Raw genomic sequence first — 22344 nt, 5'->3', positions numbered from 1 at the left:
CAGATCCCGTAAGGGTCGCGAGGGCCCCCTGCGGGGCCACAACCGGACACGCGGGCGGAGCTATTCCCGGTTGTGTGGACGTAAAGCGTCAGCAGTCCACACAACCGGCCCCGGAGGCCCGTCACCGCACCCACCACAAACCCAGCCCGCCGCAGGCGCAACGGCCAGACGACCCGCGGCGGGACGGCCAAGTACGTACGAGGCGCCGCAAAGCCGCAACGGCGACCAAGCCCCGCGGCGGGACAGCCAGGTACGTGGGAGGCACCGCAAAGCGCAACGGCCGAATACACTCGCTTGCCGTGGATATGACGCTCCAAGATCCCCTCGTGGGCCAGCTGCTCGACGGCCGCTACCGCGTCCAGGCGCGCATCGCCGCAGGGGGGATGGCCACGGTCTACCGGGCCGTGGACACCCGCCTCGACCGGGTGCTCGCGCTGAAGGTGATGCACCCGGGCCTCGCCGAGGACGGTGCGTTCGTCGAGCGCTTCATCCGGGAGGCGAAGTCCGTCGCGCGGCTGTCGCACCCGAACGTGGTGGGCGTCTTCGACCAGGGCACCGACGGTACGTACGTCTATCTGGCGATGGAGTACGTCGCCGGCTGCACCCTGCGCGACGTGCTGCGCGAGCGCGGCGCCCTGCAGCCGCGGGCCGCGCTGGACATCCTGGAGCCGATCCTGGCCGCGCTGGGGGCCGCGCACCGCGCCGGGCTCGTGCACCGCGACATGAAGCCCGAGAACGTCCTCATCGGCGACGACGGGCGGGTCAAGGTCGCCGACTTCGGGCTGGTGCGGGCGGTGGACACCCACACCACCGCCTCGACCGGCTCGGTGCTGGGGACGGTCTCCTACCTGGCGCCCGAGCAGCTGGAGCACGGCACCGCGGACGCCCGGGTCGACGTCTACGCGTGCGGCGTGGTGCTCTACGAGATGCTCACCGGCACCAAGCCGCACACCGGCGGCTCCGTGGCGCAGGTGCTCTACCAGCACCTGCACGAGGACGTCACGCCGCCGTCCGAGCGGGTGCCGGGGCTCGCCGGGCAGCTGGACGAGCTGGTCGCGCTGGCCACCGCCCGTGATCCGCAGGCGCGCCCGCAGGACGCGGTGGCGCTGCTGTCGCGGGCCCGGGCCGCCCGGGCGGCGCTGACCGACGAGGAGCTGGACGTCGTCCCGCCGGGCGCCAAGGAGGTGCCGGCGGACTCGGACGCGGAGGCCACGGACGTGATACCCCGGCCCGGTGGCGTACAGCTGCCGCTGCCGGGTGCGGACGAGGCGGCGCTGAACCGCACCAGCCGCCTGGAAGTGCCCCCGGTACCGGAGGAGCGGACGGCTCGGCTGCGTCCGGCCCCGGCCGCGGCGCCCGCCACGGCCGCCGGGCTGCTGCAGCGGCACCGGCTGGCCACGATCGTCGCGGCCGTGCTGCTGGTCCTCGGCGCGGGCACGGGCGTCTGGTACATCACTTCCGGCCAGTTCACCAGCGTTCCCCCGGTGCTGGACATGACGCAGGCCAAGGCCGCCAAGACGCTGCGGGACGCGGGGCTGGGCGTCAAGGTCGTGCGCGGCTTCAGCCCCAACGTCGAGCGCGGGCACGTGATGAAGACCGACCCGGCGACCGGCGGGCGGATCCGCGGTACGGGGACGGTCACGATCACCGTCTCCCGCGGCCCGGATCACGTCGCGGTGCCCGATCTGTCCGGCACTCCGGTCGCGGACGCCAAGCGGAAGCTGCGCGACCTCGGGCTGCGGCCGGGCATCGTGACCCGGGCGTTCGACAAAGACGTCGCCAACGGCTCGGTGATCCGTACGGACCCGGCCGCGGGCAGCGAGCGGCGTCCCGACACGGCGGTGGGGCTGACCGTCAGCCGGGGCGCCCAGATCGACGTGCCCGGTGTGATCGGCAGCGAGCGGGCGGACGCCGAGGCCGCGCTGCAGGCCAAGGGGCTGCATGTGAAGGTCGCCGAGGAGCCGGTGTTCTCGCCGCAGGACAAGGGCACGGTCGCCCGGCAGGACCCGGCGCAGGGGGAGCCGGTCGGCACGGGCGAGACGGTCACCCTCACGCTCTCCAAGGGCCCGGAGATGGTTCCGGTGCCCGACGTGACCGGGAAGAACGTCGACGACGCCAAGAAGGAGCTGACCGCGCTCGGCTTCCGGGTCGAGGTGAAGAAGCCGTTCCTGTTCCCGCAGGACGAGGTGGACACGCAGTCCGTCGACCCGAGCGAGAAGGCTCCGAAGGGCAGCACGATCACGATCAAGCTGAAGGGCGCCCTGTAGCGGGGGTGCCCCTCGGGACAGGGGCCGTCCGGCGCCTGGCACCCTTGGAGGGTGAGCGAAACCCCCTCCCCCCAGGACGCCGGACGGTCCGCCCGGGCCCGTAATCCGGTCGGCGGCCATGTGCCGGTGGCCGGCGGGCTGGCCAAGACAGGTATCGCCTACGCCCGCGAGATGGGCGCCGAGGCCGTGCAGGTCTTCGTGGCCAATCCGCGCGGCTGGGCGACGCCGCCCGGCAACCCCGAGCAGGACGAGGCGTTCCGGGCGGCCTGTGCGCTGCAGGGCCTGCCGGTGTACGTCCATGCGCCGTACCTGATCAACTTCGGTTCGCACACCGAGGCCACCGTGGAGCGGTCGGTGGAGTCGTTGCGTCACTCGCTGCGGCGCGGCCGGGACATCGGCGCGCTCGGGGTGGTCGTGCACACCGGGTCCGCGACCGGCGGGCGGCCGCGTGCGGAGGCGCTGGCGCAGGTCAGGGCACGGTTGCTGCCGCTGCTGGACGAGCTGACGCACCCGGACGACCCGTATCTGCTGCTGGAGTCGACCGCGGGTCAGGGTGCGTCGCTGTGTTCCCGGACCTGGGACTTCGGGCCGTACTTCGAGGCGCTGGACGCCCATCCGAAGCTGGGGGTGTGCCTGGACACCTGCCACATCTTCGCGGCGGGGCACGACCTGACCGGGCCGAACGGGACGCAGCAGACGCTCGACCTGCTGGTCGATACGGTCGGCGAGGGGCGGCTGAAGCTGATCCACGCCAATGACTCCAAGGACGTGGTGGGCGCCCACAAGGACCGGCACGCGAACATCGGCGCCGGGCACATCGGCGAGGACGCGTTCCGGGCGCTGATGACGCACCCGGCCACCGAGGGCGTCCCGCTGGTCATCGAGACGCCGGGCGGCAAGGAGGGGCACGCGGCGGACGTCGAGCGGCTGAAGAAGCTCCGGGACGGCTGAGGCGCGACCCGGCCGGGGTCAGGCACGACCCGCCGGGGTCAGAGCTCGGGGCCCTCTCCGGGCTCCTCCTGGTAGGAGTAGCGCTGCTCCTGCCAGGGGTCGCCCAGGTTGTGGTAGCCGCGCTCCTCCCAGAAGCCGCGGCGGTCGGCCCGCATGTACTCGATGCCGCGGACCCATTTGGGGCCCTTCCAGGCGTAGAGGTGCGGCACGATCAGCCGGACCGGGAAACCGTGCTCGGCGGTGAGCAGTTCCCCCGAGCGGTGTGTGGCGAAAATGCAGTTCTCGGCGGCAAAATCCGCCAGCCGGAGATTCGAGCTGAAGCCGTATTCGGCCCACACCATCACATGGGTGACATCGGGCGCGGGCGGAGCGAGATCAAGAATGGTCTTGGTGAGCACCCCGCCCCATTCGGCGCCCAGCATGCTGAATTTCGTCACGCAGTGCATGTCGGAGACGACCGTGGCATACGGCAGTGCCGTGAATTCCTCGTGCGACCAGCAGTGTTTCGCGTCGTCCGCGGTGGCGCCGAACGCGCGGAACTCCCAGCGTTCGGGGCGGAACTTCGGGACCGGGCCGTAATGCGTCACCGGCCAGCCCCGCTGGAGCCGCTGCCCCGGAGGAAGCTGCGGATGCTCCTCTTCGCGGCTTTCCGGCTGACCCATGCCCTCCATGTTGTCAGACCGGAAGGGGTGCCGATGACCAGGGAGGGAGAGATTCGGGCAACTCGTACTAAGCGTGTACTTACTGGACGGTCCGCCGAGGGCGGTGCGAGGATGCGCGGCACCTGCCCAGTTCTCGCGTGGAAGGAGCCCGCAGCCATGCAGGGCGACCCCGAGGTCATCGAATTCCTCAACGAGCAGCTGACCGCCGAGCTGACCGCCATCAACCAGTACTTCCTGCACGCCAAGATGCAGGAGAACTTCGGCTGGACCAAGCTCGCGAAGTACACCCGCGCCGAATCGTTCGACGAGATGAAGCACGCGGAGGTGCTGACCGACCGGATTCTCTTCCTCGACGGGCTGCCGAATTACCAGCGGCTGTTCCACGTACGGGTCGGCCAGACCGTCACCGAGATGTTCCAGGCGGACCGGCAGATCGAGGTCGAGGCGATCGACCGGCTCAAGCGCGGTATCGAGCTGATGCGCAGCAAGGGCGACATCACCTCGGCGAACATCTTCGAGGACATCCTCGCGGACGAGGAGCACCACATCGACTACCTCGACAGCCAGCTGGAGCTGGTGGAGAAGCTCGGGGAGGCGCTGTACATCGCCCAGGTGATCGAGCAGCCGAGCTGACGGCTACGCGGCCTCCGGGAACGCCGCGGGCCCCACGGCGTCCTCCTCCGCGTCCGCCGGCGACAGCCCGTCCGTCGGCGACCGCCCGGACGATGCCCGCTCGGACGCCAGCGGGTCGGCGCCGTTCTCGATGAGCTCCCGGCGCGGGCAGGCACCCCGCCCGAGGAGCGCCTGGATGCGGCGCACGCAGTTGCCGCAGTCGGTGCCGGCCTTGCAGGCGGAGGCGATCTGGCGGGGCGTGCAGGCACCCGTCGCCGCGTGCTGGCGGACCTGCTGCTCGGTGACCCCGAAGCAAGAGCAGACGTACACGCGGTGTCTCCTCCGTGAGGGGCGGCTTGGGACGGTTCCGGCGACTGGTCGGCGGAAGGGCCTCGTCGACCGGTCCAGCCGATCTTGAGTGAGGTTACCCTTACCTTACCCGGCACGTCCTGGCTCCACAACGCCCGACGGGCCCCCGGCAACGCAATGGGGCGCGGATCACAGATCCGCGCCCCACTCACGTTCACCGGCGATCACTGATCGCGGTACATCTCCGCCACCAGGAAGGCCAGGTCCAGCGACTGGCTGCGGTTGAGCCGCGGGTCGCAGGCGGTCTCGTAGCGCTGGTGCAGGTCGTCGACGAAGATCTCGTCGCCGCCGCCCACGCACTCGGTGACGTCGTCGCCGGTCAGCTCGACGTGGATGCCGCCCGGGTGCGTGCCGAGGCCCTTGTGGACCTCGAAGAAGCCCTTGACCTCGTCCAGCACGTCGTCGAAGCGTCGGGTCTTGTGCCCGGAGGCCGCCTCGAAGGTGTTGCCGTGCATCGGGTCGCAGATCCAGGCGACCTGCGCGCCGGAAGCGGTGACCTTGTCGACCAGCTCGGGGAGCTTGTCGCGGATCTTGTCCGCGCCCATGCGGGTGATGAAGGTCAGCCGGCCCGGCTCACGCTCCGGGTCGAGGCGCTCGATGAGGGTGAGCGCGTCCTCCGCGGTCGTCGTCGGGCCCAGCTTGACGCCGATCGGGTTGCGGATGCGGGAGGCGAACTCGATGTGCGCGTGGTCCAGCTGCCGGGTGCGCTCGCCGATCCAGAGCATGTGCCCGGAGACGTCGTAGAGCTTGCCGGTGCGCGAGTCCACCCGGGTCAGCGCCGACTCGTAGTCGAGCACCAGCGCCTCGTGGGAGGAGTAGAACTCCACCGTCCGGAACTCCTCCGGGTCCACCCCGCAGGCGTTCATGAAGTTCATCGCCCGGTCGATCTCGCGGGCCAGCGCCTCGTAGCGCTGCCCCGAGGGCGAGGACTTCACGAAGTCCTGGTTCCAGGCGTGCACCTGGCGCAGGTCGGCGTAGCCGCCGGTGGTGAAGGCGCGCACGAGGTTCAGGGTCGCCGCGGACGCGTGGTACATCCGCTTCAGCCGCTGCGGGTCCGGGATGCGGGCCGCCTCGGTGAACTCGAAGCCGTTGACGGAGTCGCCGCGGTACGTCGGCAGGGTCACGCCGTCACGGGTCTCGGTGGGCTTGGAGCGCGGCTTGCTGTACTGGCCGGCGATCCGGCCGACCTTGACCACCGGCACCGAGCCGGCGTAGGTCAGGACGGCGCCCATCTGCAGGAGGGTCTTGAGCTTGTTGCGGATGTGCTCGGCGGAGACGGCGTCGAAGGCCTCCGCGCAGTCGCCGCCCTGGAGCAGGAACGCCTCACCACGGGCGACGGCTCCCAGGCGCTCACGCAGCTGGTCGCACTCGCCCGCGAAGACGAGCGGCGGATAGGACTCGAGCTCCGCGATCACATCGCGCAGAGCCTCTTGGTCCGGCCAGTCAGGCTGCTGCGCCGCGGGAAGGTGTCGCCAGGTGTTGCCACCGGCGTGGGTTTCAGCGTTCACGGTCACATGCCCCACATTACGGGGTCCGGTGGGGGTGTCCGTCCGGCATCCGGACTGTGAGACGCACGGCACCCGGACGGTCCGGTAGGGTGCGCCGCATGTGCACGCGACCGATGCCGACCATGAACTGGTGGTGGACCGCTCATCCGGCGGCCCACTGATTCGCGCGCACATCCCACACTCCGCGAAGGCCGCCCGAGGGGCGGCCTTCGGCGTTTCCGGCGGTCTTCCCCCTCTTTCCCGGCCCTCCGGCCCACCCGGAAGGAACCGCCATGCACCGCGCCCGACCCGACGTCCGCCCCGATGCCGCCGCGCTCGTCCGGCGGCTGCTCGACCCCGCCGGTCCCGCGTTCGCCCTGCTGCGCCGCCGCTCCCCCGGCCGGGAGGCAGGCTCCCCCACCATCGAGGTGCTGATCGGCGAGGTCACCGAGGTCGCGCGGCTGGCGGACATCCCACTGGGTGAGACGGCGCCCGGCGCGCCGGTGACCGACGCGCTCGCGCTGGTCCCGTTCCGGCAGATCCGCGAGCGCGGCTTCCAGGCCCATGACGACGGCACCCCGCTGGCCGTGCTGCGCCCCCGTGAGAGCTACGAGCTGCCGCTGGCGGAGGTGCTGGCGGCGCTGCCGGCGCACGACGTACGGGTGACGGACGGGGCGTTCGACGTGTCCGACGAGCGGTACGCGGAGATCGTCGACCGGGTGGTGCGGGAGGAGATCGGCACCGGCGAGGGGGCGAACTTCGTCATCCGCCGGACGTTCGAGGGCTCGATCGCGGACTTCTCGGCGGCCGACGCGCTGGCGCTGTTCCGGCGGCTGCTGGCCGGTGAGCGCGGCGCGTACTGGACGTACGTCGTACACCGCCCGGGTGTGCGCACGCTGGTCGGGGCGAGCCCGGAGGTGCACGTCCGGATGACCGGCGGGACTGTCGTGATGAATCCGATCAGTGGCACCTACCGGTACCCGGCCGGCGGTCCCACCGCGGAGAGCCTGCTGGCGTTCCTCGGCGACCGCAAGGAGGTCGAGGAGCTGTCCATGGTGGTGGACGAGGAGCTCAAGATGATGTGCACGGTCGGCGACCGGGGCGGGGTGGTGATCGGGCCCCGGCTCAAGGAGATGGCGCATCTCGCGCACACCGAGTACGAGCTGCGCGGCCGGTCCACCCTCGATGTGCGCGAGGTGCTGAAGGAGACGATGTTCGCGGCGACGGTCACCGGGTCGCCGGTGCAGAACGCCTGCCGGGTCATCGAGCGGCACGAGCCGGTCGGCCCGGACGGGCGGGGCCGCGGCTACTACGCGGGCGCGCTGGCGCTGATCGGCCGGGACGCGGGCGGTGCCCAGACGCTGGACTCGCCGATCCTGATCCGGACCGCGGACATCACCGCCGAGGGCCGGCTGCGGGTGCCGGTCGGCGCCACACTGGTGCGCGCCTCCGACCCGCGGAGCGAGGTCGCCGAGACGCACGCGAAGGCGGCGGGCGTGCTGACCGCGCTCGGCGTACGCCCGGCACCGGCGCGCCCGGCGGACGGCGGGCGGCCGCCGCGGCTGGCCGACGACCCGCGGGTGCGCGCCGCCCTGGACGCCCGCCGGGCGGACCTGGCGCCGTTCTGGCTGCGGATGCAGACCACCGCGCCGACCGCCGAGCTGAGCGGGCACGCGCTGGTGATCGACGCGGAGGACACCTTCACCGCGATGCTGGCGCATCTGCTGCGGACGTCGGGGCTGACCGTGACGGTGCGCCGGTTCGACGAGCCGGGGCTGCGCGCGGCGGCCCTTGCCCACGAGGGGCCGGTCGTGCTGGGTCCGGGGCCGGGCGATCCGTCGGACCCGGCCGATCCGAAGATGCGTTTCCTGCGGTCGCTGACCGCGGAGCTGGTCGCCCGACACCGCCACGGCCTGCTGGGGGTGTGCCTGGGCCATGAACTGCTCGCCGCGGAGCTGGGGTTGGAGATCGTCCGCAAGGAGGTGCCCTTCCAGGGGGCGCAGGAGCGGATCGACTTCTTCGGGCGGCCCGAGACGGTCGGCTTCTACAACACCTTCACGGCCCGCTGCGACGACCGCACGGAGGCCGAACTGGCCATGCACCGTGTGGAGTTGAGCCGGGACGCGGAGTCCGGTGAGGTGCATGCGCTGCGCGGTCCGGGCTTCGCGGGGGTGCAGTTCCACCCGGAGTCGGTGCTGACCCTGGACGGGGCCGCGGTCACCGCGCAGCTGCTGGCAGCTGTCCTCGTGTGACCAGCATGTTCTCGTTGGTGCGGTGGGCGAGGTGGTCCTCGACGTTGGTCACGGTGGCCTCGGTGATCTGGACCACCGCATCCTCGGTGAAGTACGCCTGGTGCGAGGTGACCAGCACGTTGGCGAAGGTCATCAGGCGGGCGAGGGTGTCGTCGTCGATGACGTCCAGGGACCGGTCGCAGTAGAAGAGCCCGGACTCCTCCTCGTAGACGTCCAGCGCGACGCCGGTGAGCCGGCCGGCCTTGAGCGTGCGGACCAGTGCGCGGGTGTCGACCAGGCCGCCGCGGCTGGTGTTGACCAGGATGGCGTCGTCCTTCATGAGGGCCAGCGCGGCGGCGTCGACGAGGTGCCGGGTCTCGTCCGTCAGCGGGAGGTGCAGGGAGATCAGGTCGGCCTCGGCGAACAGCCGCTCGCGGGGGACGTACCTCATACCCAGCGCAGCGCAGTGCGGGTTCTCGGCAAGGTCCCAGCCCAGCAGGTCCATGCCGAAGCCGTGGGCGATCCTGGTGAACGCCTCGCCGATCCGGCCGGTGCCGAGCACGCCGGCGGTGCGGCCGCGCAGGTCGCGGCCCATCAGGCCGTTGAGCCGGAAGTCGAAGTTGCGGGTGCGCTGGGCGGCCCGCACGATCTTGCGGTCGACGGCCAGCGCGAGCGCCCAGGCGAATTCCGCCACCGCGTACGGGGAGTAGTGGGAGACCCGGCCGATGCTCATCCCGAGATCGGCCGCGGCCTCCAGATCGATGTTGTTGAAGCCGGTGGAGCGCTGGGCGACCATCTTCGTCCCGCCGGCCGCGAGGGTCTGCAGCACGTCGGCGCCCAGGTCGGCGTTGACGTCGGAGCTGACGACCTCGTAGCCGTGGGCGATCGGGGCGGTGTCGCGGTCGAGGACCACGTCCAGGCTGCGGACCTGGTGGCGGCCGGCGAAGGCGCGCTCCAGAAACGGCCGCTCGTCCGCCTGCACGCCGAAGGCGACGATCTCCACGTTCCCTCCCGCCGGTACGTGCTCACGAGGAGCGATGGGCCGGATATGTCGCGTAGGGCGAATATACGGCCCCTCGCCCGGCGGTGCCGCCCGGAGCGGCGGCGCCCGGGTCAGCCGAAGAAGACCCCGGCCTCGGCGTAGAGCGCCGGGTCGACGGTCTTCAGCTTGGCGGTCGCCTCGGAGATCGGCACCCGGACGATGTCGGTGCCGCGCAGCGCGACCATCGTGCCGAAGTCGCCGTCGTGCACCGCCTCGATGGCGTGCAGGCCGAAGCGGGTGGCCAGCCAGCGGTCGAAGGCGCTGGGCGTCCCGCCGCGCTGGGTGTGGCCGAGGACGGTGGTCCGGGCCTCCTTGCCGGTGCGCGATTCGATCTCCTTGGCCAGCCACTCCCCCACGCCGGAGAGCCGGACGTGGCCGAAGGAGTCCTGGGAGTCGTCCTTGAGCACCATCTGGCCGTCCTTGGGCATCGCGCCCTCGGCGACCACCACGATCGGGGCGTAGCGGACCTTGAAGCGGGACTCGATCCACCCGCAGACCTGATCGACGTCGAAGCGCTGCTCGGGGATGAGGATGACGTTGGCGCCGCCGGCGAGGCCGGAGTGCAGCGCGATCCAGCCGGCGTGCCGGCCCATGACCTCGACGACCAGGACCCGCATGTGCGATTCGGCGGTGGTGTGCAGCCGGTCGATGGCCTCGGTGGCGACGCCCACGGCGGTGTCGAAGCCGAAGGTGTAGTCCGTGGCCGAGAGGTCGTTGTCGATGGTCTTGGGGACGCCGACGCAGGGGACGCCGAACTCGCCGGACAGCCGGGTCGCCACGCCCAGGGTGTCCTCGCCGCCGATCGCGATCAGCGCCTCGACCTCCTGCTTGGCGAGGGTCTCCTTGATCCGGCGGACGCCGTCCTCCGCCGTGAAGGGGTTGGTCCGCGAGGAGCCGAGGATCGTGCCGCCGCGGGGCAGGGTGCCGCGCACCGCGGGGATGTCCAGCGGCACCGTGTCGTTCTCCAGCGGCCCGCGCCAGCCGTCCCGGAAGCCGAGGAAGTCGTAGCCGTATTCCTGGGTGCCCTTGCGGACGATTGCCCTGATCACCGCGTTCAGTCCGGGGCAGTCGCCGCCGCCGGTCAGTACTCCGACCCGCATCGCTGCAATCACCTACATCCCGTCAGTGGCCGCGCACGGCCGTGGTTGAGCTGACGCCGGTCACGCTAATGGTGATCTGGGTCACTCCGGGATGCCGGAAGCGGCGGTTCCGGTGATTTTTGGGGGAGTTGACGCCCCGTCTTCACCCGTACGAGCGGATCGATCATGCCCGGCCGCCGTCTCCCTCTCCGGGAAGCCGGCCCGGGCGCGGCTCAGTCCTCGTCCAGGCCGCGCTCTATCGCGTACCGCACCAGCTCGACGCGATTGTGCAACTGCAGCTTGCCGAGGGTGTTCTGGACGTGGTTCTGCACCGTGCGGTGCGAGATGACCAGCCGCTCGGCGATCTGCTTGTACGAGAGGCCCTTGGCGACCAGGCGCAGCACCTCGGTCTCCCGCTCCGTCAGCCGCGGGGCGCCCGGCTCGTCGGGGGTCGCCGGGGCCGGCTCGGTGGCCAGCCTGCGGTACTCGCCGAGCACCAGGCCCGCGAGGCCGGGGGTGAACACCGCGTCCCCGGCGGCCGTGCGCCGCACCGCGTCCAGCAGCTCCTCGGTGCTCGCCGACTTCAGCAGATAGCCGGTCGCACCGGACTTGACCGCCTCCAGCACATCGGCGTGCTCCCCGCTCGCCGACAGCACCAGCACCCGCAGCGCCGGATTGGCGCCGACCAGCTCCTGGCAGACCCGTACGCCGGGCAGGCCCGGCAGATTGAGGTCCAGCACCAGCACGTCCGGCGAGGCGGCCTGCGCCCGGCGGACCGCCTGGAGGCCGTCACCGGCCGTCGCCACCACCTCGAACCCGGCCTCGGCCAGGTCCCGCGCGACCGCGTCGCGCCACATCGGGTGGTCGTCGACCACCATCACCTTCAGGCCCGTCTGCTCCGTCATGCCCGGGTCTTCCCCCGCCTTCCGCCCTCGGGCGCCGTGCCCTTGGGGACCGTCAACTCCACTTCCGTGCCCTGGCCGGGGACCGAGACCCATTCCGCGGTGCCGCCGAGGTCCCGCAGCCGGCCGCGGATCGACAGGGCCACCCCCAGGCGGCCCTCGCGCTCGGCGTCCGCGAGGCGGCCCTCGGGGATGCCGGGGCCGTCGTCGCGGACCGTCACGATCACCGCGTGCGGTTCGTCCTCCACCAGGATCCACGCCCGGGCGCCGGCCCCCGCATGGACCCGTACATTGTCCAACGCGGCACTGACAGCGGCCGCGAGCTCCGCCGCCGCGGCGGCCGGCAGCTCGACCGGGGCGCCCGGCTCGGAGAAGGTCACCCCGGCACCCGCGTACGGCGCGAGCAGCGCCCGGACGTCACAGGGCCCGTCGGCGGCCGGCGGCGGGGGCGGCACGGGCACCGCGGCCGGCGTCGGCGCCAGGACCGGGGCGGGCGGCCGCGACACCGGGCCGCCGGAGACCAGGGTGCGCAGCGCGACCTCCTGCTCGCCCGCCATCCGGCCCAGCTCCGCCGCCTCACCGCCGATCGCCGCCCCGCGCCGCTGCACCATCGCCAGGACCTGCAGCACGCTGTCGTGGATGTCGCGGGCCAGCCGCTCCCGTTCGCGGGTGGCGGCCTCGACCTGCAGGGCCCGGGCGAGGGTGCGCTCACTGGCCCGGGCGACCTCGACGACGTAACCGAGGCCGACGCTGGCCACCCACACCAGGATCACGTTGTGGATGGTGTCCCGGGCCAGCACCTCGCGTTCGACGAGGTTGGCGGCCGCCACGGCGCTGGAGGCCACCGCGGCCCAGCGCCAGCCACCCTTGATCGCGAAGCCGAGGACGGCGCCGGCCGCCCAGATGGAGGGCAGCGTGGGCGCGCCGCCCATGATGCGCGCGTGGCTGTCGACCACCGTCGTGAGCAGGATGCCGCCCACCGCGAAGCTCAGATCGGTGATGAGGAAGCGGCGGGTACAGCGCTCCGGCGAGGTCGTCCGCCGCCAGGTCAGCGCCATCCACAGGGTGAGCGCGCCCATGTAGGCGGCGGCCACCAGCGGGTGCGCGTACTTGCGGTACGACATCGCGGCCAGGACCAGGACGTAGAGGAGGGTGAGGATCCGGTAGCCGGTGAGCGCACGCCACAGCGGCAGCTCGACGGACATCCGCAGCACCTTCGGAGGGCGCTTGCCGTGGCGCCGGGCGGCGGCCATGCCGCCGGTCACCGTCCGTATGTCCGCATCCGTCATTGCCGGCCCCCACCCCTCACCGGACGCACCCGCGCCCGGCCTCGGCCCTGCCCGTCCTTGTCGGCCTATTCGGCGGCGGCCTTCTTGGCCTGCTCCGCCTCGGCCTTCTTCTTCGCCTCCGCGGCCTTCGCCGCGTCCGCGATCTGCCGCTTGGCGGCGGTCGCGTAGATGTCCACGTACTCCTGGCCGGAGAGCTTCATGATCTCGTACATCACCTGGTCGGTGACCGACCGCAGGATGAAGCGGTCGCCCTCCATGCCCTGGTAACGGGTGAAGTCCAGCGGCTTGCCGATGCGGATCCCCGGCCGGATCATCTTCGGCACGACCTTGCCCGGAGGCTGCACCTTCTCGGTGTCGATCATCGCCACGGGGATGACCGGCGCGCCGGTGGCCAGCGCCACCCGGGCCAGGCCGCCCGGCTTGCCGCGGTAGAGCCGGCCGTCCGGGGAGCGGGTGCCCTCCGGGTAGATGCCGAACAGCTCACCGCGCCTGAGGACCTCTATGCCGCTCTTGATCGCCGCCTCGCCCGCGCCGCGGGCGCCCGAGCGGTCCACCGGCAGCTGGCCCACGCCCTTGAAGAACGCGGCGGTCAGCTTGCCCTTGACGCCCGGGGAGGTGAAGTACTCCGACTTCGCGATGAAGGTGACCTTGCGGTCGAGCACCGCGGGCAGGAAGAACGAGTCCGAGAAGGACAGGTGGTTGCTCGCGAGGATCGCCGGACCCTCGGCGGGAACGTTCTCGATGCCTTCCACCCACGGCCTGAAGGCAAGCTTCAGCGGTCCCCCGATGGAAAACTTCATTGCGCCGTAGATCAACCGACTGCCTCCTGTGTGTGACGCAAAGACCTTAACCTGCCCGGGTGGCACGCTCGCCCCGACCGGGCCTCCAAGGCCTCCGGGGAGTACCGGCGGTCCGGCCGGGCCGCGCGCCGTCGGACCTATCCGCCCGCCGTCACTTTGCGTACCCTGAGGTAACTCGCCAGGTCCCTTCATCGAACGGAGTCCCCCGGTGCCGCTCCTTCCCGGAGCCGAGCCGTTCCGCCGCGACGGCGGAGAGGTCGGCGTCCTTGTGTGCCACGGCTTCACCGGCTCCCCCCAGTCCCTGCGCCCCTGGGCCGAATATCTGGCCGACCGGGGGCTGACCGTCTCCCTTCCGCTGCTGCCCGGTCACGGCACCCGCTGGCAGGACCTGCAGATCACGACCTGGCAGGACTGGTACGCCGAGGTCGACCGCGAACTGCGGGCGCTGACCGAGCGCTGCTCGAAGGTCTTCGTCTGCGGCCTGTCGATGGGCGGCGCGCTGGCGCTCCGGCTGGCCGCCAAACACGGCGCCGCGGTCAGCGGGGTGGTCGTGGTCAACCCGGCCAACAAGGTCCATGATGCCGCGGCGCCGCTGCTTCCGGTGCTGCGCCATCTGGTCCGCACGACCAAGGGCGTGTCCAACGACATCGCCAAGCCCGGCGCCGAGGAGCTGGCCTACGCCCGGGTGCCGCTGCACGCCGCGTACTCGCTGCGCCGGTTCTTCCAGCTGGTGGACTCCGAACTCCCCTCCGTCACCCAGCCGTTGCTGGTGATGACCAGCCCGCAGGACCACATCGTCCCGCCGGTGGACTCCGAGCGGATCCTCGCCCGGGTCTCCTCGACGGACGTCCGGCAGACCCTGCTGGAGCGCAGCTACCACGTCGCCCCGCTCGACCACGACGCGGAGAAGATCTTCGAGGACACCTTCGCCTTCGTCTCCCGGCTCGCCCCGCAGGCGGGCGCGGACACCGTGGACACGGCCCGGAAGGGGACGGCGGCCAGTGGCGGAGCGTAGCCCCCGCGACCCCCGGGACCCGCTGGACGAGGAAGCCGCCTGGGCGGAGATCGTCGCGGGCTACGGCAAGCAGCCGTCCTTCCCCGCCGCCGACGACGACGCGCCCGCCAAGCGGCCCGACGAGGACGGCGGGACGAAGGACCGCAAGGGCGGGCCCGGCGACCCGGGGAAGGCCGGCACCGACCGCCCGGGCAGCTTCGTGGTCTACGCACCGGGCGTCGGCCCGCGGGACTGGAACGCCGCCGAACCGTCCGACGACGACTTCGACGAGACCGACGAGGGCCACTTCACCCCACCCGAGCCGCCGCCGCTGCCGAAGGCCGACGTCACCAGCAAGTTCGCCTGGATCGCGGTGCTCGGCGGCCCGCTGCTGCTGATCGCGATGGTGATCTTCCAGCAGCCGGTGACGTGGTGGAGCACGGTCCTGGGCATCGGCGGCTTCCTCGGCGGCTTCGCCACGCTCGTGGCCCGGATGAAGCACGACGACGAGGACGACGACCAGCTGCCGGGCGGCGGCGCGGTGGTGTGAGTCAGTCCCCGGCCGGCACCCGCAGGGCGGCCAGCACCGGCAGGTGATCCGAGGCGGCCAGCAGGTCCGCCTCGCGTACGCCGGGGAGCCCGTGCGGCACCCCGCAGCCCAGCACCTCGACGCCGTCCGTGGTGAGGACGGCGTCGATGCGCTGCACCGGCTCGTGGGGCGTGGAGGTGAACTCCCCGCCCCACGGCTCGGCCGCCCAGGCATCCGTGAGCCGGTCCGCCAGCCGCCGGAAGCTGCGGCCCTCCGGCCGGTCGTTGAGATCCGCGCCGACGACCGCGTGCCGCGTCCCGAGGGCGGCCAGCCGCTCCAGCAGCAGCCCGGCCTGCTCGTACCGCTCCCGGTCGGCGAGGCTGAGGTGAGCGCTGACGACGCCGAGCCGGGCCCCGCCGATCCGGACCACGGCGGTGGCGAGACCGCGCTGGTGCAGGCCGGGGGTACGGGGCAGCAGGACGTCCTCGGTGCGCTCGACATGGGCGCGGAGCGTGGCGAGGATCATCGGGCCCGCGGTCGTGCCGCCGCCGGTGACGTACACCAGGCCGGCCGAGCGGGCCAGCCGCTCGGCGGCCTTGCGCCAGCGGAAGAACCGCGGCGCCTCCTGGATCAGCACGAGATCGGGGGCGCAGGCCCGGATGACCCTGGCCAGCGCCGCCCGGTCGTCGCGCATCGAGCGGATGTTGTAGCTGAGCACGCGGACCCGTACGGCGTCCTCCTCGGTGCCGGACGCCCGGAGTCCGGGGTGCTCGGCCACCACCGCGGTCAGCCCTGGCGTGCCAGGTCGGCCGCCCCCACCAGTCCGGCCTTGCCGCCGAGCTGGGCGGCGAGGACCTGGGCGTGCGGCCGGTACTGGTTGCCGACCAGCCAGCGGCGGAAGGACTTCCGGATCGGTTCGAGGACCAGTTCGCCCTCGTCCGAGACGCCGCCGCCGACGATGAAGGCGGACGGGTCGAACAGCGAGGCCAGGTCGGCGAGACCGGCACCGGCCCAGCGGGCCAGCTCCCGGAACGAGTCGATGGCCACCGGGTCGCCCTGGCGGGCGGCCTCGCTGACGTGCCGGCCCTCGATGCCCTCGGAGGTGCCGTCGCCGAGCGAGAGCAGGATCTGGGCGTTCTCGGGGGTGGCGAAGGCGCGCTGCCTGGCGTAGCGCAGCAGGGCGCGGCCGGAGGCGTACTGCTCCCAGCAGCCCTGGCTGCCGCAGCCGCACAGCAGGCCGTCCGGCACGACCCGGATGTGGCCGAACTCCGCGGCGACGCCGAAGCGGCCGCGGCGCAGCTTGTTGCCGATGATGATGCCGCCGCCGAGGCCCGTGCCGAGCGTGATGCAGATGACGTCGCTGTGGCCCTGGCCGGCACCGAAGCGGTACTCGCCCCAGGCGGCGGCGTTGGCGTCGTTCTCGACGACGACGGGGAGGCCGACGCGCTGTTCGACCTTGTCCTTGAGTGGTTCGTGGCGCCAGTCGATGTTCGGTGCGAACAGGACCGTGGCGCGCTTCTCGTCGACGTAGCCGGCGGCCCCGATGCCCACCGCCTCGATGTGGTGGCCGGCACCTACCGTGCGGACCGCGTCCGCGATGGCCTCGGTCAGGGCATCGGTGGCCTGGGGGGTCGGTACCTTGCACGTCTCAAGGATCGAACCCTCTTCGTCGACCACGCCGGCCGCGATCTTCGTGCCGCCGATGTCGACGCCGATGGTGAGTCCCATGTGTCCCTCAGTTTTTCGCTCGAACCCCGCCGGGACCCACCGTACCGGAGCCCGGGTCAGTCGAGATCGATTCGCTCGGTGCCGGTGGGACCGTCGTCGTCCCGCGGGTCGTCGGCACGGCCGGTGCCGGGCCGTTCGGTGGCGTCGTCGCGGGTCCAGCGGCGCTCGCTGCGCTCGACGGCGGAGCGGTAGGCGGCGACGATCTCGGAGCCGGCCGCGGCGAGGTGGTCGAAGACGTCGGGGTTGCGCTCGATGACCGGTTCGACGGCGGCCCGGGCCTGCTTGAACAGCTGGCTCACGGCGCTCTGCGCGGCCATCCCGCCGAGCGCGCCGGGCAGCTGGATGCCGGCGAGCTTGTCGGTCACCGCCTCGGCGAGCTTGCGCAGTTCCTCGGCGGCGCTGCCCGGCTGGGGGCCGTACTCGGAGCGGCGGCGGGCCTTCTCCGCGGCGAGGTCCTCGGCGCAGGCGGCCTCCCAGGCGTCGGCGTCGGGCCCGGCCGCGCGGTCGGCGGGGCGCTCGGTGGCATCGCTCATGATGAACTCCGTGGACTGCTGCGGCGGGGCGTACGGCAGGTCGGGACGGGTGCACGCGGGGGCGGGTTCCTGGCCCACCCCCGACGTTACCCGAACGGTGGTACCGCGTTCAGTCGCTCTTGGGCCACAGGTCGGGATCCGGGGTGAAGCGGATCTCCAGGGCGCCGTCGCGGAGGCCGGCACCGGAGACGGAGCAGCGGCGCAGCGCGGAGGGCAGGGTGCGGATCCGGCGGAAGCGGCCGACCGTCACCACGATCTCGTCGCCGCGGCGCACCAGGCCGAGGCCCCGGCGCTCGGCACCGGGCAGCGGTACCCGCCAGACCAGGATGCCGTCGGTGGCGAGCCGGTCCTCGACGGTCCAGGGGTCGCGGCGGTCGGCCGCCGCGGGGCCGGGGACGCCGATCCCGCCGTCCGGTCCGCCGATCAACTCGTCGAGCTCCGCGACGCCCTGGGGGTCGCGGCCCAGGTGCGGCACCTCGTGGACGGGGACGTCGGGGAACTCCTCGCGCAGTGCCTTGAGGGCGGTCTGCTGGCTGCCGGAGAGCGCGGCGAGGAAGGGGTCGACGGAGCCGGTGGGCAGCAGCCGGTTGACGACCACGCCGTCGGTGCGGCGGCCGTGCAGGGCCAGGCCGGCGCGGATGGTGCGCAGGTTGGCGGCGGCGACCGGGCCGGCCTCGGTGACCAGGCGGACGGAGGTGCCGGGGTCGTCGATGGCCTGCTGGACGGCGGCGAGTTCGGTCTCCCAGCGGCCGGCGGCGTCGTACAGCTTCTGGGTCGGCATGGGGACCCCGGCGAGCTGGGCGAGGACCGGGCGCAGCGCGCGGGCGGCCTGGCGCTCGGGTGGCAGCAGCCGGCGGAGGTAGCGGCGGACCTGGGCGGGGAGCGCCAGCAGCCGGATCGTTTCGGCCGCCGAGGGCATGTCGACGACGACCAGGTCCCAGTCGTCCGAGGCGTGTTCGGTGCGCAGCGCCTGGAGCAGGGCGAAGTCCTCGGCGCCGGGGAGTTCGGTCAGTTCGTCCTCGTCGAGGGGCGCGGCGCCCAGCAGGTCGAGGGCGGCGCCGGCGCGCTCCTGGAAGGCGAGGAATTCCTGGCGGAAGCGGTCGCCGGGGTCGATGCGCCGGGCGTGCAGGCCGGGCGCTATCGGGGTGGGCCGCTCGGCGCCGAGGGGGGTGCCGAGCACCGCTTCGCAGGCGCTGGGCTCGGTGGTGAGCAGCAGGGCCCGGGCGCCCTGGCGGGCGCCGGCCAGGGCGGTCGCGGCGGCGAGCGTGGTGCGGCCCGCGCCGCCGGGGCCGGTGACGAGGACGGTGCGCACGCTCAGAGCTTCTTGGCCTCGTCGGCGGGCGCGGACTCGTCGGCGGGCGCCGGGCCGGCGTCGGGGCGGCTCTCGACGCGCCGCTTCAGCCCTTCCAGGGCACGCTCGATGATGACCTTCTCGGCCTTGCGCTTGATCATGCCGAGCATCGGGATCTTGACGTCGACGGTGAGCTGGTACGTGACCTCGGTGACGGTGCCGTCCTTCAGCGCGGCGAGGCGGTAGGAACCGTCCAGGGCGCGCAGCATCTGGGACTTGACCAGGGACCAGCTGACCTCGTCGGCGCCGGTCCAGGTGTAGGCGAGGGTGTGGTCGTCCTTGATCGCGCCGGCGTCGAGCAGCAGGCGCACCTGTACGGCGCGGCCCCGGTCGTCCGTGGCGAGCACCTCCGCCTCCTTGACCTCTCCGGTCCACTCCGGGTAGCGGTCAAAGTCGGCGATCACTCCCATCACTTCGGCGGGCGCCGCCTCGATCGTGATGCTAGAGCTGGTGTGTTCGGCCATCGCCGTGACTCCTCCATGCCGATTCATGCCGGTCCGCCGACGCTCACGCGGTGTCCGCAAGGTGCTGTCTCTGCTGCTGAAGGCTACCGCGCGGGGAAACGGGAGCGAACGCAGCCGGACGCAGCCGGATGCAGCCGGATGCGGGCCATACGCGGCCGACCGCGCCCGCCCGGGCTCACCACGTCAGGACGTAGGGCCTGCCGGTGGCGTTGAAATGGCCGACATTGACGCATTCGGTGTCGCCGACGCGCATCCGGCGGGCGAGCGGCTGGTGGACGTGGCCGAAGAGGGAGTAGCGGGGGCGGGTGGTGCGGATGGCGTCCAGCAGGGCGCTGCTACCGCGTTCGAAGCGGCGGGCGACGGTGTCGTAGCAGAGCTCGGGGACGTCCGGCGGGATGTGGGTGCACAGCACGTCCACCTCGCCGACCGCCTCGATCTTCGCGGCGTACTCCTCGTCGCTGATCTCGTACGGAGTCCGCATGGGGGTGGTGAGGCCGCCGCCGACGAAGCCGAAGACCCGGCCGCCGATCTCGACCCGCTGACCGTCGAGGACGGTGGTGCCGGGTCCGGCGTATTCGGGCCACAGGCGCGGCATGTCGACGTTGCCGTAGGTCGCGTACGTGGGGGTCGGGAAGGCCGCGAAGAGTTCGGCGTACTGCTTGCGGACCGCGCCCTCGATGACCGCCTCGCGACTGTGGCCGGCGGCGTCGAGTTCGGCCCAGAGCCGGCGGCCCAGTTCGCGGGCCTCGTCGAAGCGGCGGGCGGTGCGGAGTTCGACGAGGGTGTCGGCGTGCGCGACGCCGAAGAGGTCGGGGAAGATGCCGCGCGAGTGGTCGGCGTAATCGAGGAAGAGCACCAGGTCGCCGAGGCAGACCAGGGCATCGGCACCGTTCCCGGCCGCCGCCAGGTCCCGGCTGTTGCCGTGAACGTCACTGACCACATGCACACGCATGGCGTCACCCTAGATCGCCCGCCGGGCGACGGGGAGGGCCCCCACCGGTTCACCGGGGCCGCGGTTACTTTCGGGTCACCGACCCGCTGGTCTAGTCTGCGCGGAAGAGTCCCCATGGCGTGTCCGCAAGCGTGTGACGCATCAAACATCTGGTCGCGACCCCCTATCCCAAAAGCAATACCGGTGGGTAACGTCCGGGCAGTCCAATCCCCCAGCTTGATCATGGACCGCCGCCGGTGTGCACACAGCGTCGTGGCGCCGGCGCTTTTGAGGAGCAGCAGTCTTGCGCGAGTTCAGCCTTCCGGCCCTGTACGAGGTCCCCGCGGACGGCAATCTGACGGATCTCATCCGCCGAAATGCCGCGCAGCACCCGGATGTTGCCGTCATGGGGCGCAAGGTGAACGGCGGGTGGCAGGACGTCACCGCCGCCACCTTCCTCGCCGAGGTCCGCGCCGCCGCCAAGGGCCTGATGGCGTCCGGCATCCAGCCCGGGGACCGGGTGGGGCTGATGTCGCGTACCCGTTACGAGTGGACGCTGCTGGACTTCGCCATCTGGAGTGCCGGCGCGATCACCGTGCCCGTGTACGAGACCAGTTCCGCCGAGCAGATCCAGTGGATCCTCGGCGACTCGGGCGCGGTGGCCTGTCTGGTGGAGACGCCCACCCACGAGGCGACCGTCGAATCGGTCCGCGACCGGCTGCCCGACCTGGAGAACATCTGGCAGATCGAGCGGGACGCGATCGCCCGGCTGCGGGCCGCCGGCGCCGGGATCACCGACGACGAGGTGGACGCCCGCAGCGCCCTCGCCGACGCGGACGCGCCCGCCACGATCGTCTACACCTCCGGCACCACCGGCCGCCCCAAGGGCTGTGTGCTCAGCCACCGCAGCTTCTTCGCCGAGTGCGGCAACGTCGTCGAGCGGCTGCGCCCGCTCTTCCGCACCGGGGACTCCTCGGTCCTGCTCTTCCTGCCCATCGCCCATGTCTTCGGGCGCCTGGTGCAGGTCGCCTCCGTGATGGCCCCGATCAAGCTGGGCCACGCCCCCGACATCAAGAACCTCACCGAGGACCTCGCGTCCTTCCGGCCGACGCTGGTGCTGGGCGTGCCCCGGGTCTTCGAGAAGGTCTACAACTCTGCGCGGGCCAAGGCGCAGGCCGACGGCAAGGGCAAGATCTTCGACAAGGCGGCGGACACCGCGATCGCCTACAGCCGGGCGCTGGACACCCCCGAGGGCCCGCCGCTCGGCCTGAAGCTCAAGTACAAGGTCTTCGACCGCCTGGTCTACGGCAAGCTGCGCGCCGTGCTCGGCGGCCGGGCCACCCACGCGATCTCCGGCGGCGCGCCGCTCGGCGACCGGCTGGGCCACTTCTACCGCGGCATCGGCTTCACCGCCCTGGAGGGCTACGGCCTGACGGAGTCGTGCGCGGCCACCGCGTTCAACCCCTGGGACCGCCAGAAGATCGGCACCGTCGGCCAGCCGCTGCCCGGTTCGGTGGTCCGGATCGCCGACGACGGCGAGGTCCTGCTGCACGGTGAGCACCTCTTCACCGAGTACTGGAACAACCCCACGGCCACCGAAGAGGCGCTGTCCGACGGCTGGTTCCACACCGGCGACCTCGGCACCCTCGACGAGGACGGCTATCTGGCCATCACCGGCCGCAAGAAGGAGATCCTGGTCACCGCGGGCGGCAAGAACGTCGCGCCGGCCGTCATCGAGGACCGCATCCGGGCGCACGCCCTGATCGCCGAGTGCATGGTCGTCGGCGACGGCCGGCCGTTCATCGGCGCGCTGGTCACCCTCGACGAGGAGTTCCTGCCGCGCTGGGCCGAGGAGCACGGCCGCCCGGCCGGCAGCACCCCGGCCGAGCTGGCATCCGACCCGGAGCTGCTCGCCGCGGTGCAGCGGGCCGTCGACGACGGCAACGCGGCCGTCTCGCAGGCCGAGTCGGTGCGCAAGTTCCGTATCCTGCCGACCCAGTTCACCGAGGAGTCGGGCCATGTCACGCCGTCGCTGAAGCTGAAGCGGAACGTGGTCGCCAAGGACTTCGCGGAGGAGATCGAGGCGATCTACCGGGGCTGACGACATCCCTGGTGATCATGGG

Annotated in this window: 21 protein-coding genes; 7 read left to right on the top strand and 14 right to left on the bottom strand. The window is 72.2% G+C overall.

What is annotated here, in order from left to right:
* The first annotated feature begins 299 nt into the window (after positions 1-299).
* A complete protein-coding gene (gene pknB, locus IG62_RS0134700) occupies positions 300-2267 on the top strand; it encodes a Stk1 family PASTA domain-containing Ser/Thr kinase (RefSeq protein WP_030812915.1) in 1968 nt (655 codons plus the stop codon).
* A gap of 51 nt (positions 2268-2318) precedes the next feature.
* On the top strand, positions 2319-3218 hold the full coding sequence (locus IG62_RS0134695) for a deoxyribonuclease IV (RefSeq protein ID WP_030812912.1): 900 nt from the start codon (positions 2319-2321) through the stop codon (positions 3216-3218).
* A gap of 38 nt (positions 3219-3256) precedes the next feature.
* On the opposite strand, the gene IG62_RS0134690 is transcribed toward IG62_RS0134695, so the two are convergent.
* Positions 3257-3880: a sulfite oxidase-like oxidoreductase gene (locus tag IG62_RS0134690; protein ID WP_030812909.1), complete on the bottom strand. Its 624-nt coding sequence runs from the start codon at positions 3878-3880 to the stop codon at positions 3257-3259.
* A gap of 156 nt (positions 3881-4036) precedes the next feature.
* Here IG62_RS0134690 and bfr point away from each other — a divergent pair, with 156 nt between their 5' ends.
* Positions 4037-4513, top strand: coding sequence for a bacterioferritin (gene bfr, locus IG62_RS0134685; protein ID WP_030812906.1), 477 nt, complete (start codon positions 4037-4039; stop codon positions 4511-4513).
* Positions 4514-4516: 3 nt separating this feature from the next.
* On the opposite strand, the gene IG62_RS0134680 is transcribed toward bfr, so the two are convergent.
* Positions 4517-4822 (bottom strand): (2Fe-2S)-binding protein, encoded by a 306-nt coding sequence (locus IG62_RS0134680; RefSeq protein WP_030812902.1) that lies wholly within the window; start codon positions 4820-4822, stop codon positions 4517-4519.
* A gap of 203 nt (positions 4823-5025) precedes the next feature.
* Positions 5026-6375: a class II 3-deoxy-7-phosphoheptulonate synthase gene (locus IG62_RS0134675; protein WP_030415481.1), complete on the bottom strand. Its 1350-nt coding sequence runs from the start codon at positions 6373-6375 to the stop codon at positions 5026-5028.
* Positions 6376-6641: 266 nt separating this feature from the next.
* Between IG62_RS0134675 and IG62_RS0134670 the strand changes: the two genes are divergently transcribed.
* Positions 6642-8600 carry an anthranilate synthase family protein gene (locus tag IG62_RS0134670; protein WP_030812898.1) on the top strand — a complete coding sequence of 653 codons (1959 nt, stop codon included), beginning with the start codon at positions 6642-6644 and terminating at the stop codon, positions 8598-8600.
* On the opposite strand, the gene IG62_RS0134665 is transcribed toward IG62_RS0134670, so the two are convergent.
* The 5 genes from IG62_RS0134665 to IG62_RS0134645 form a co-directional block, all read right to left on the bottom strand.
* Complete coding sequence (locus IG62_RS0134665; protein ID WP_030812896.1) at positions 8566-9582, bottom strand: 2-hydroxyacid dehydrogenase; 1017 nt, start codon at positions 9580-9582, stop codon at positions 8566-8568. The two genes, IG62_RS0134670 and IG62_RS0134665, sit on opposite strands and share 35 nt — an antisense overlap.
* Positions 9583-9692: 110 nt before the next feature.
* Positions 9693-10721 carry a 6-phosphofructokinase gene (locus IG62_RS0134660; RefSeq protein WP_030812893.1) on the bottom strand — a complete coding sequence of 343 codons (1029 nt, stop codon included), beginning with the start codon at positions 10719-10721 and terminating at the stop codon, positions 9693-9695.
* Positions 10722-10933: 212 nt separating this feature from the next.
* On the bottom strand, positions 10934-11605 hold the full coding sequence (locus IG62_RS0134655) for a response regulator (RefSeq protein ID WP_030812890.1): 672 nt from the start codon (positions 11603-11605) through the stop codon (positions 10934-10936).
* On the bottom strand, positions 11602-12855 hold the full coding sequence (gene macS / locus IG62_RS0134650; RefSeq protein ID WP_420711151.1) for a MacS family sensor histidine kinase: 1254 nt from the start codon (positions 12853-12855) through the stop codon (positions 11602-11604). Before macS ends, IG62_RS0134655 begins: the two co-directional genes overlap by 4 nt.
* A 101-nt stretch (positions 12856-12956) precedes the next feature.
* On the bottom strand, positions 12957-13691 hold the full coding sequence (locus tag IG62_RS0134645; RefSeq protein WP_030812884.1) for a lysophospholipid acyltransferase family protein: 735 nt from the start codon (positions 13689-13691) through the stop codon (positions 12957-12959).
* Positions 13692-13899: 208 nt separating this feature from the next.
* Here IG62_RS0134645 and IG62_RS0134640 point away from each other — a divergent pair, with 208 nt between their 5' ends.
* Together IG62_RS0134640 and IG62_RS0134635 are read left to right on the top strand one after the other, a co-directional pair.
* Positions 13900-14706 carry an alpha/beta hydrolase gene (locus IG62_RS0134640; protein WP_030812881.1) on the top strand — a complete coding sequence of 269 codons (807 nt, stop codon included), beginning with the start codon at positions 13900-13902 and terminating at the stop codon, positions 14704-14706.
* The gene (locus tag IG62_RS0134635) at positions 14693-15235 is read left to right on the top strand and encodes a hypothetical protein (RefSeq protein WP_030812879.1); all 543 of its coding nucleotides are present in this window, start codon (positions 14693-14695) and stop codon (positions 15233-15235) included. The genes IG62_RS0134640 and IG62_RS0134635 overlap by 14 nt, the downstream gene beginning before the upstream one ends.
* Position 15236: 1 nt before the next feature.
* Here IG62_RS0134635 and IG62_RS0134630 read toward each other — a convergent pair whose 3' ends face one another.
* From IG62_RS0134630 to IG62_RS0134605, 6 genes are all read right to left on the bottom strand, one after another.
* Complete coding sequence (locus tag IG62_RS0134630) at positions 15237-15992, bottom strand: endonuclease/exonuclease/phosphatase family protein (RefSeq protein ID WP_030812876.1); 756 nt, start codon at positions 15990-15992, stop codon at positions 15237-15239.
* A gap of 8 nt (positions 15993-16000) precedes the next feature.
* Complete coding sequence (locus tag IG62_RS0134625; protein ID WP_030812873.1) at positions 16001-16942, bottom strand: ROK family glucokinase; 942 nt, start codon at positions 16940-16942, stop codon at positions 16001-16003.
* Positions 16943-16998: 56 nt separating this feature from the next.
* Positions 16999-17475: a DUF5304 domain-containing protein gene (locus IG62_RS0134620; protein ID WP_030812870.1), complete on the bottom strand. Its 477-nt coding sequence runs from the start codon at positions 17473-17475 to the stop codon at positions 16999-17001.
* Between the two features lie 109 nt (positions 17476-17584).
* Positions 17585-18787: an ArsA family ATPase gene (locus tag IG62_RS0134615; protein WP_030812867.1), complete on the bottom strand. Its 1203-nt coding sequence runs from the start codon at positions 18785-18787 to the stop codon at positions 17585-17587.
* A gap of 2 nt (positions 18788-18789) precedes the next feature.
* Positions 18790-19290 (bottom strand): SRPBCC family protein, encoded by a 501-nt coding sequence (locus IG62_RS0134610; protein WP_030812864.1) that lies wholly within the window; start codon positions 19288-19290, stop codon positions 18790-18792.
* A 175-nt stretch (positions 19291-19465) separates the two neighbouring features.
* Entirely contained in the window at positions 19466-20242 is a 777-nt protein-coding gene (locus IG62_RS0134605) for a metallophosphoesterase family protein (RefSeq protein WP_030812861.1), read from the bottom strand.
* A 283-nt stretch (positions 20243-20525) separates the two neighbouring features.
* On the opposite strand from IG62_RS0134605, the gene IG62_RS0134600 reads away from it, so the two are divergent.
* Positions 20526-22322 carry an AMP-dependent synthetase/ligase gene (locus tag IG62_RS0134600; RefSeq protein ID WP_030812858.1) on the top strand — a complete coding sequence of 599 codons (1797 nt, stop codon included), beginning with the start codon at positions 20526-20528 and terminating at the stop codon, positions 22320-22322.
* Positions 22323-22344 lie beyond the last annotated feature (22 nt).

It is taken from the genome of Streptomyces sp. NRRL S-337 (assembly GCF_000720175.1).
Classification (GTDB): Bacteria; Actinomycetota; Actinomycetes; order Streptomycetales; family Streptomycetaceae; genus Streptomyces; species Streptomyces siderophoricus.
The sequence above is the reverse complement of the archived record's forward strand: the minus strand, read 5'-3'. Positions and strand labels throughout refer to the sequence as shown.

Bases quoted from the DNA above. Each gene is read 5' to 3' on its own strand.
- IG62_RS0134625 (WP_030812873.1), bottom strand. From the start codon at position 16,942: ATGGGACTCACCATCGGCGTCGACATCGGCGGCACGAAGATCGCGGCC.
- IG62_RS0134610 (WP_030812864.1), bottom strand. From the start codon at position 19,290: ATGGCCGAACACACCAGCTCTAGCATCACGATCGAGGCGGCGCCCGCC.
- IG62_RS0134645 (WP_030812884.1), bottom strand. From the start codon at position 13,691: ATGAAGTTTTCCATCGGGGGACCGCTGAAGCTTGCCTTCAGGCCGTGG.
- bfr (WP_030812906.1), top strand. From the start codon at position 4,037: ATGCAGGGCGACCCCGAGGTCATCGAATTCCTCAACGAGCAGCTGACC.
- IG62_RS0134620 (WP_030812870.1), bottom strand. From the start codon at position 17,475: ATGAGCGATGCCACCGAGCGCCCCGCCGACCGCGCGGCCGGGCCCGAC.
- IG62_RS0134660 (WP_030812893.1), bottom strand. From the start codon at position 10,721: ATGCGGGTCGGAGTACTGACCGGCGGCGGCGACTGCCCCGGACTGAAC.
- IG62_RS0134670 (WP_030812898.1), top strand. From the start codon at position 6,642: ATGCACCGCGCCCGACCCGACGTCCGCCCCGATGCCGCCGCGCTCGTC.
- macS (WP_420711151.1), bottom strand. From the start codon at position 12,855: ATGGCCGCCGCCCGGCGCCACGGCAAGCGCCCTCCGAAGGTGCTGCGG.
- IG62_RS0134690 (WP_030812909.1), bottom strand. From the start codon at position 3,880: ATGGGTCAGCCGGAAAGCCGCGAAGAGGAGCATCCGCAGCTTCCTCCG.
- IG62_RS0134655 (WP_030812890.1), bottom strand. From the start codon at position 11,605: ATGACGGAGCAGACGGGCCTGAAGGTGATGGTGGTCGACGACCACCCG.
- IG62_RS0134605 (WP_030812861.1), bottom strand. From the start codon at position 20,242: ATGCGTGTGCATGTGGTCAGTGACGTTCACGGCAACAGCCGGGACCTG.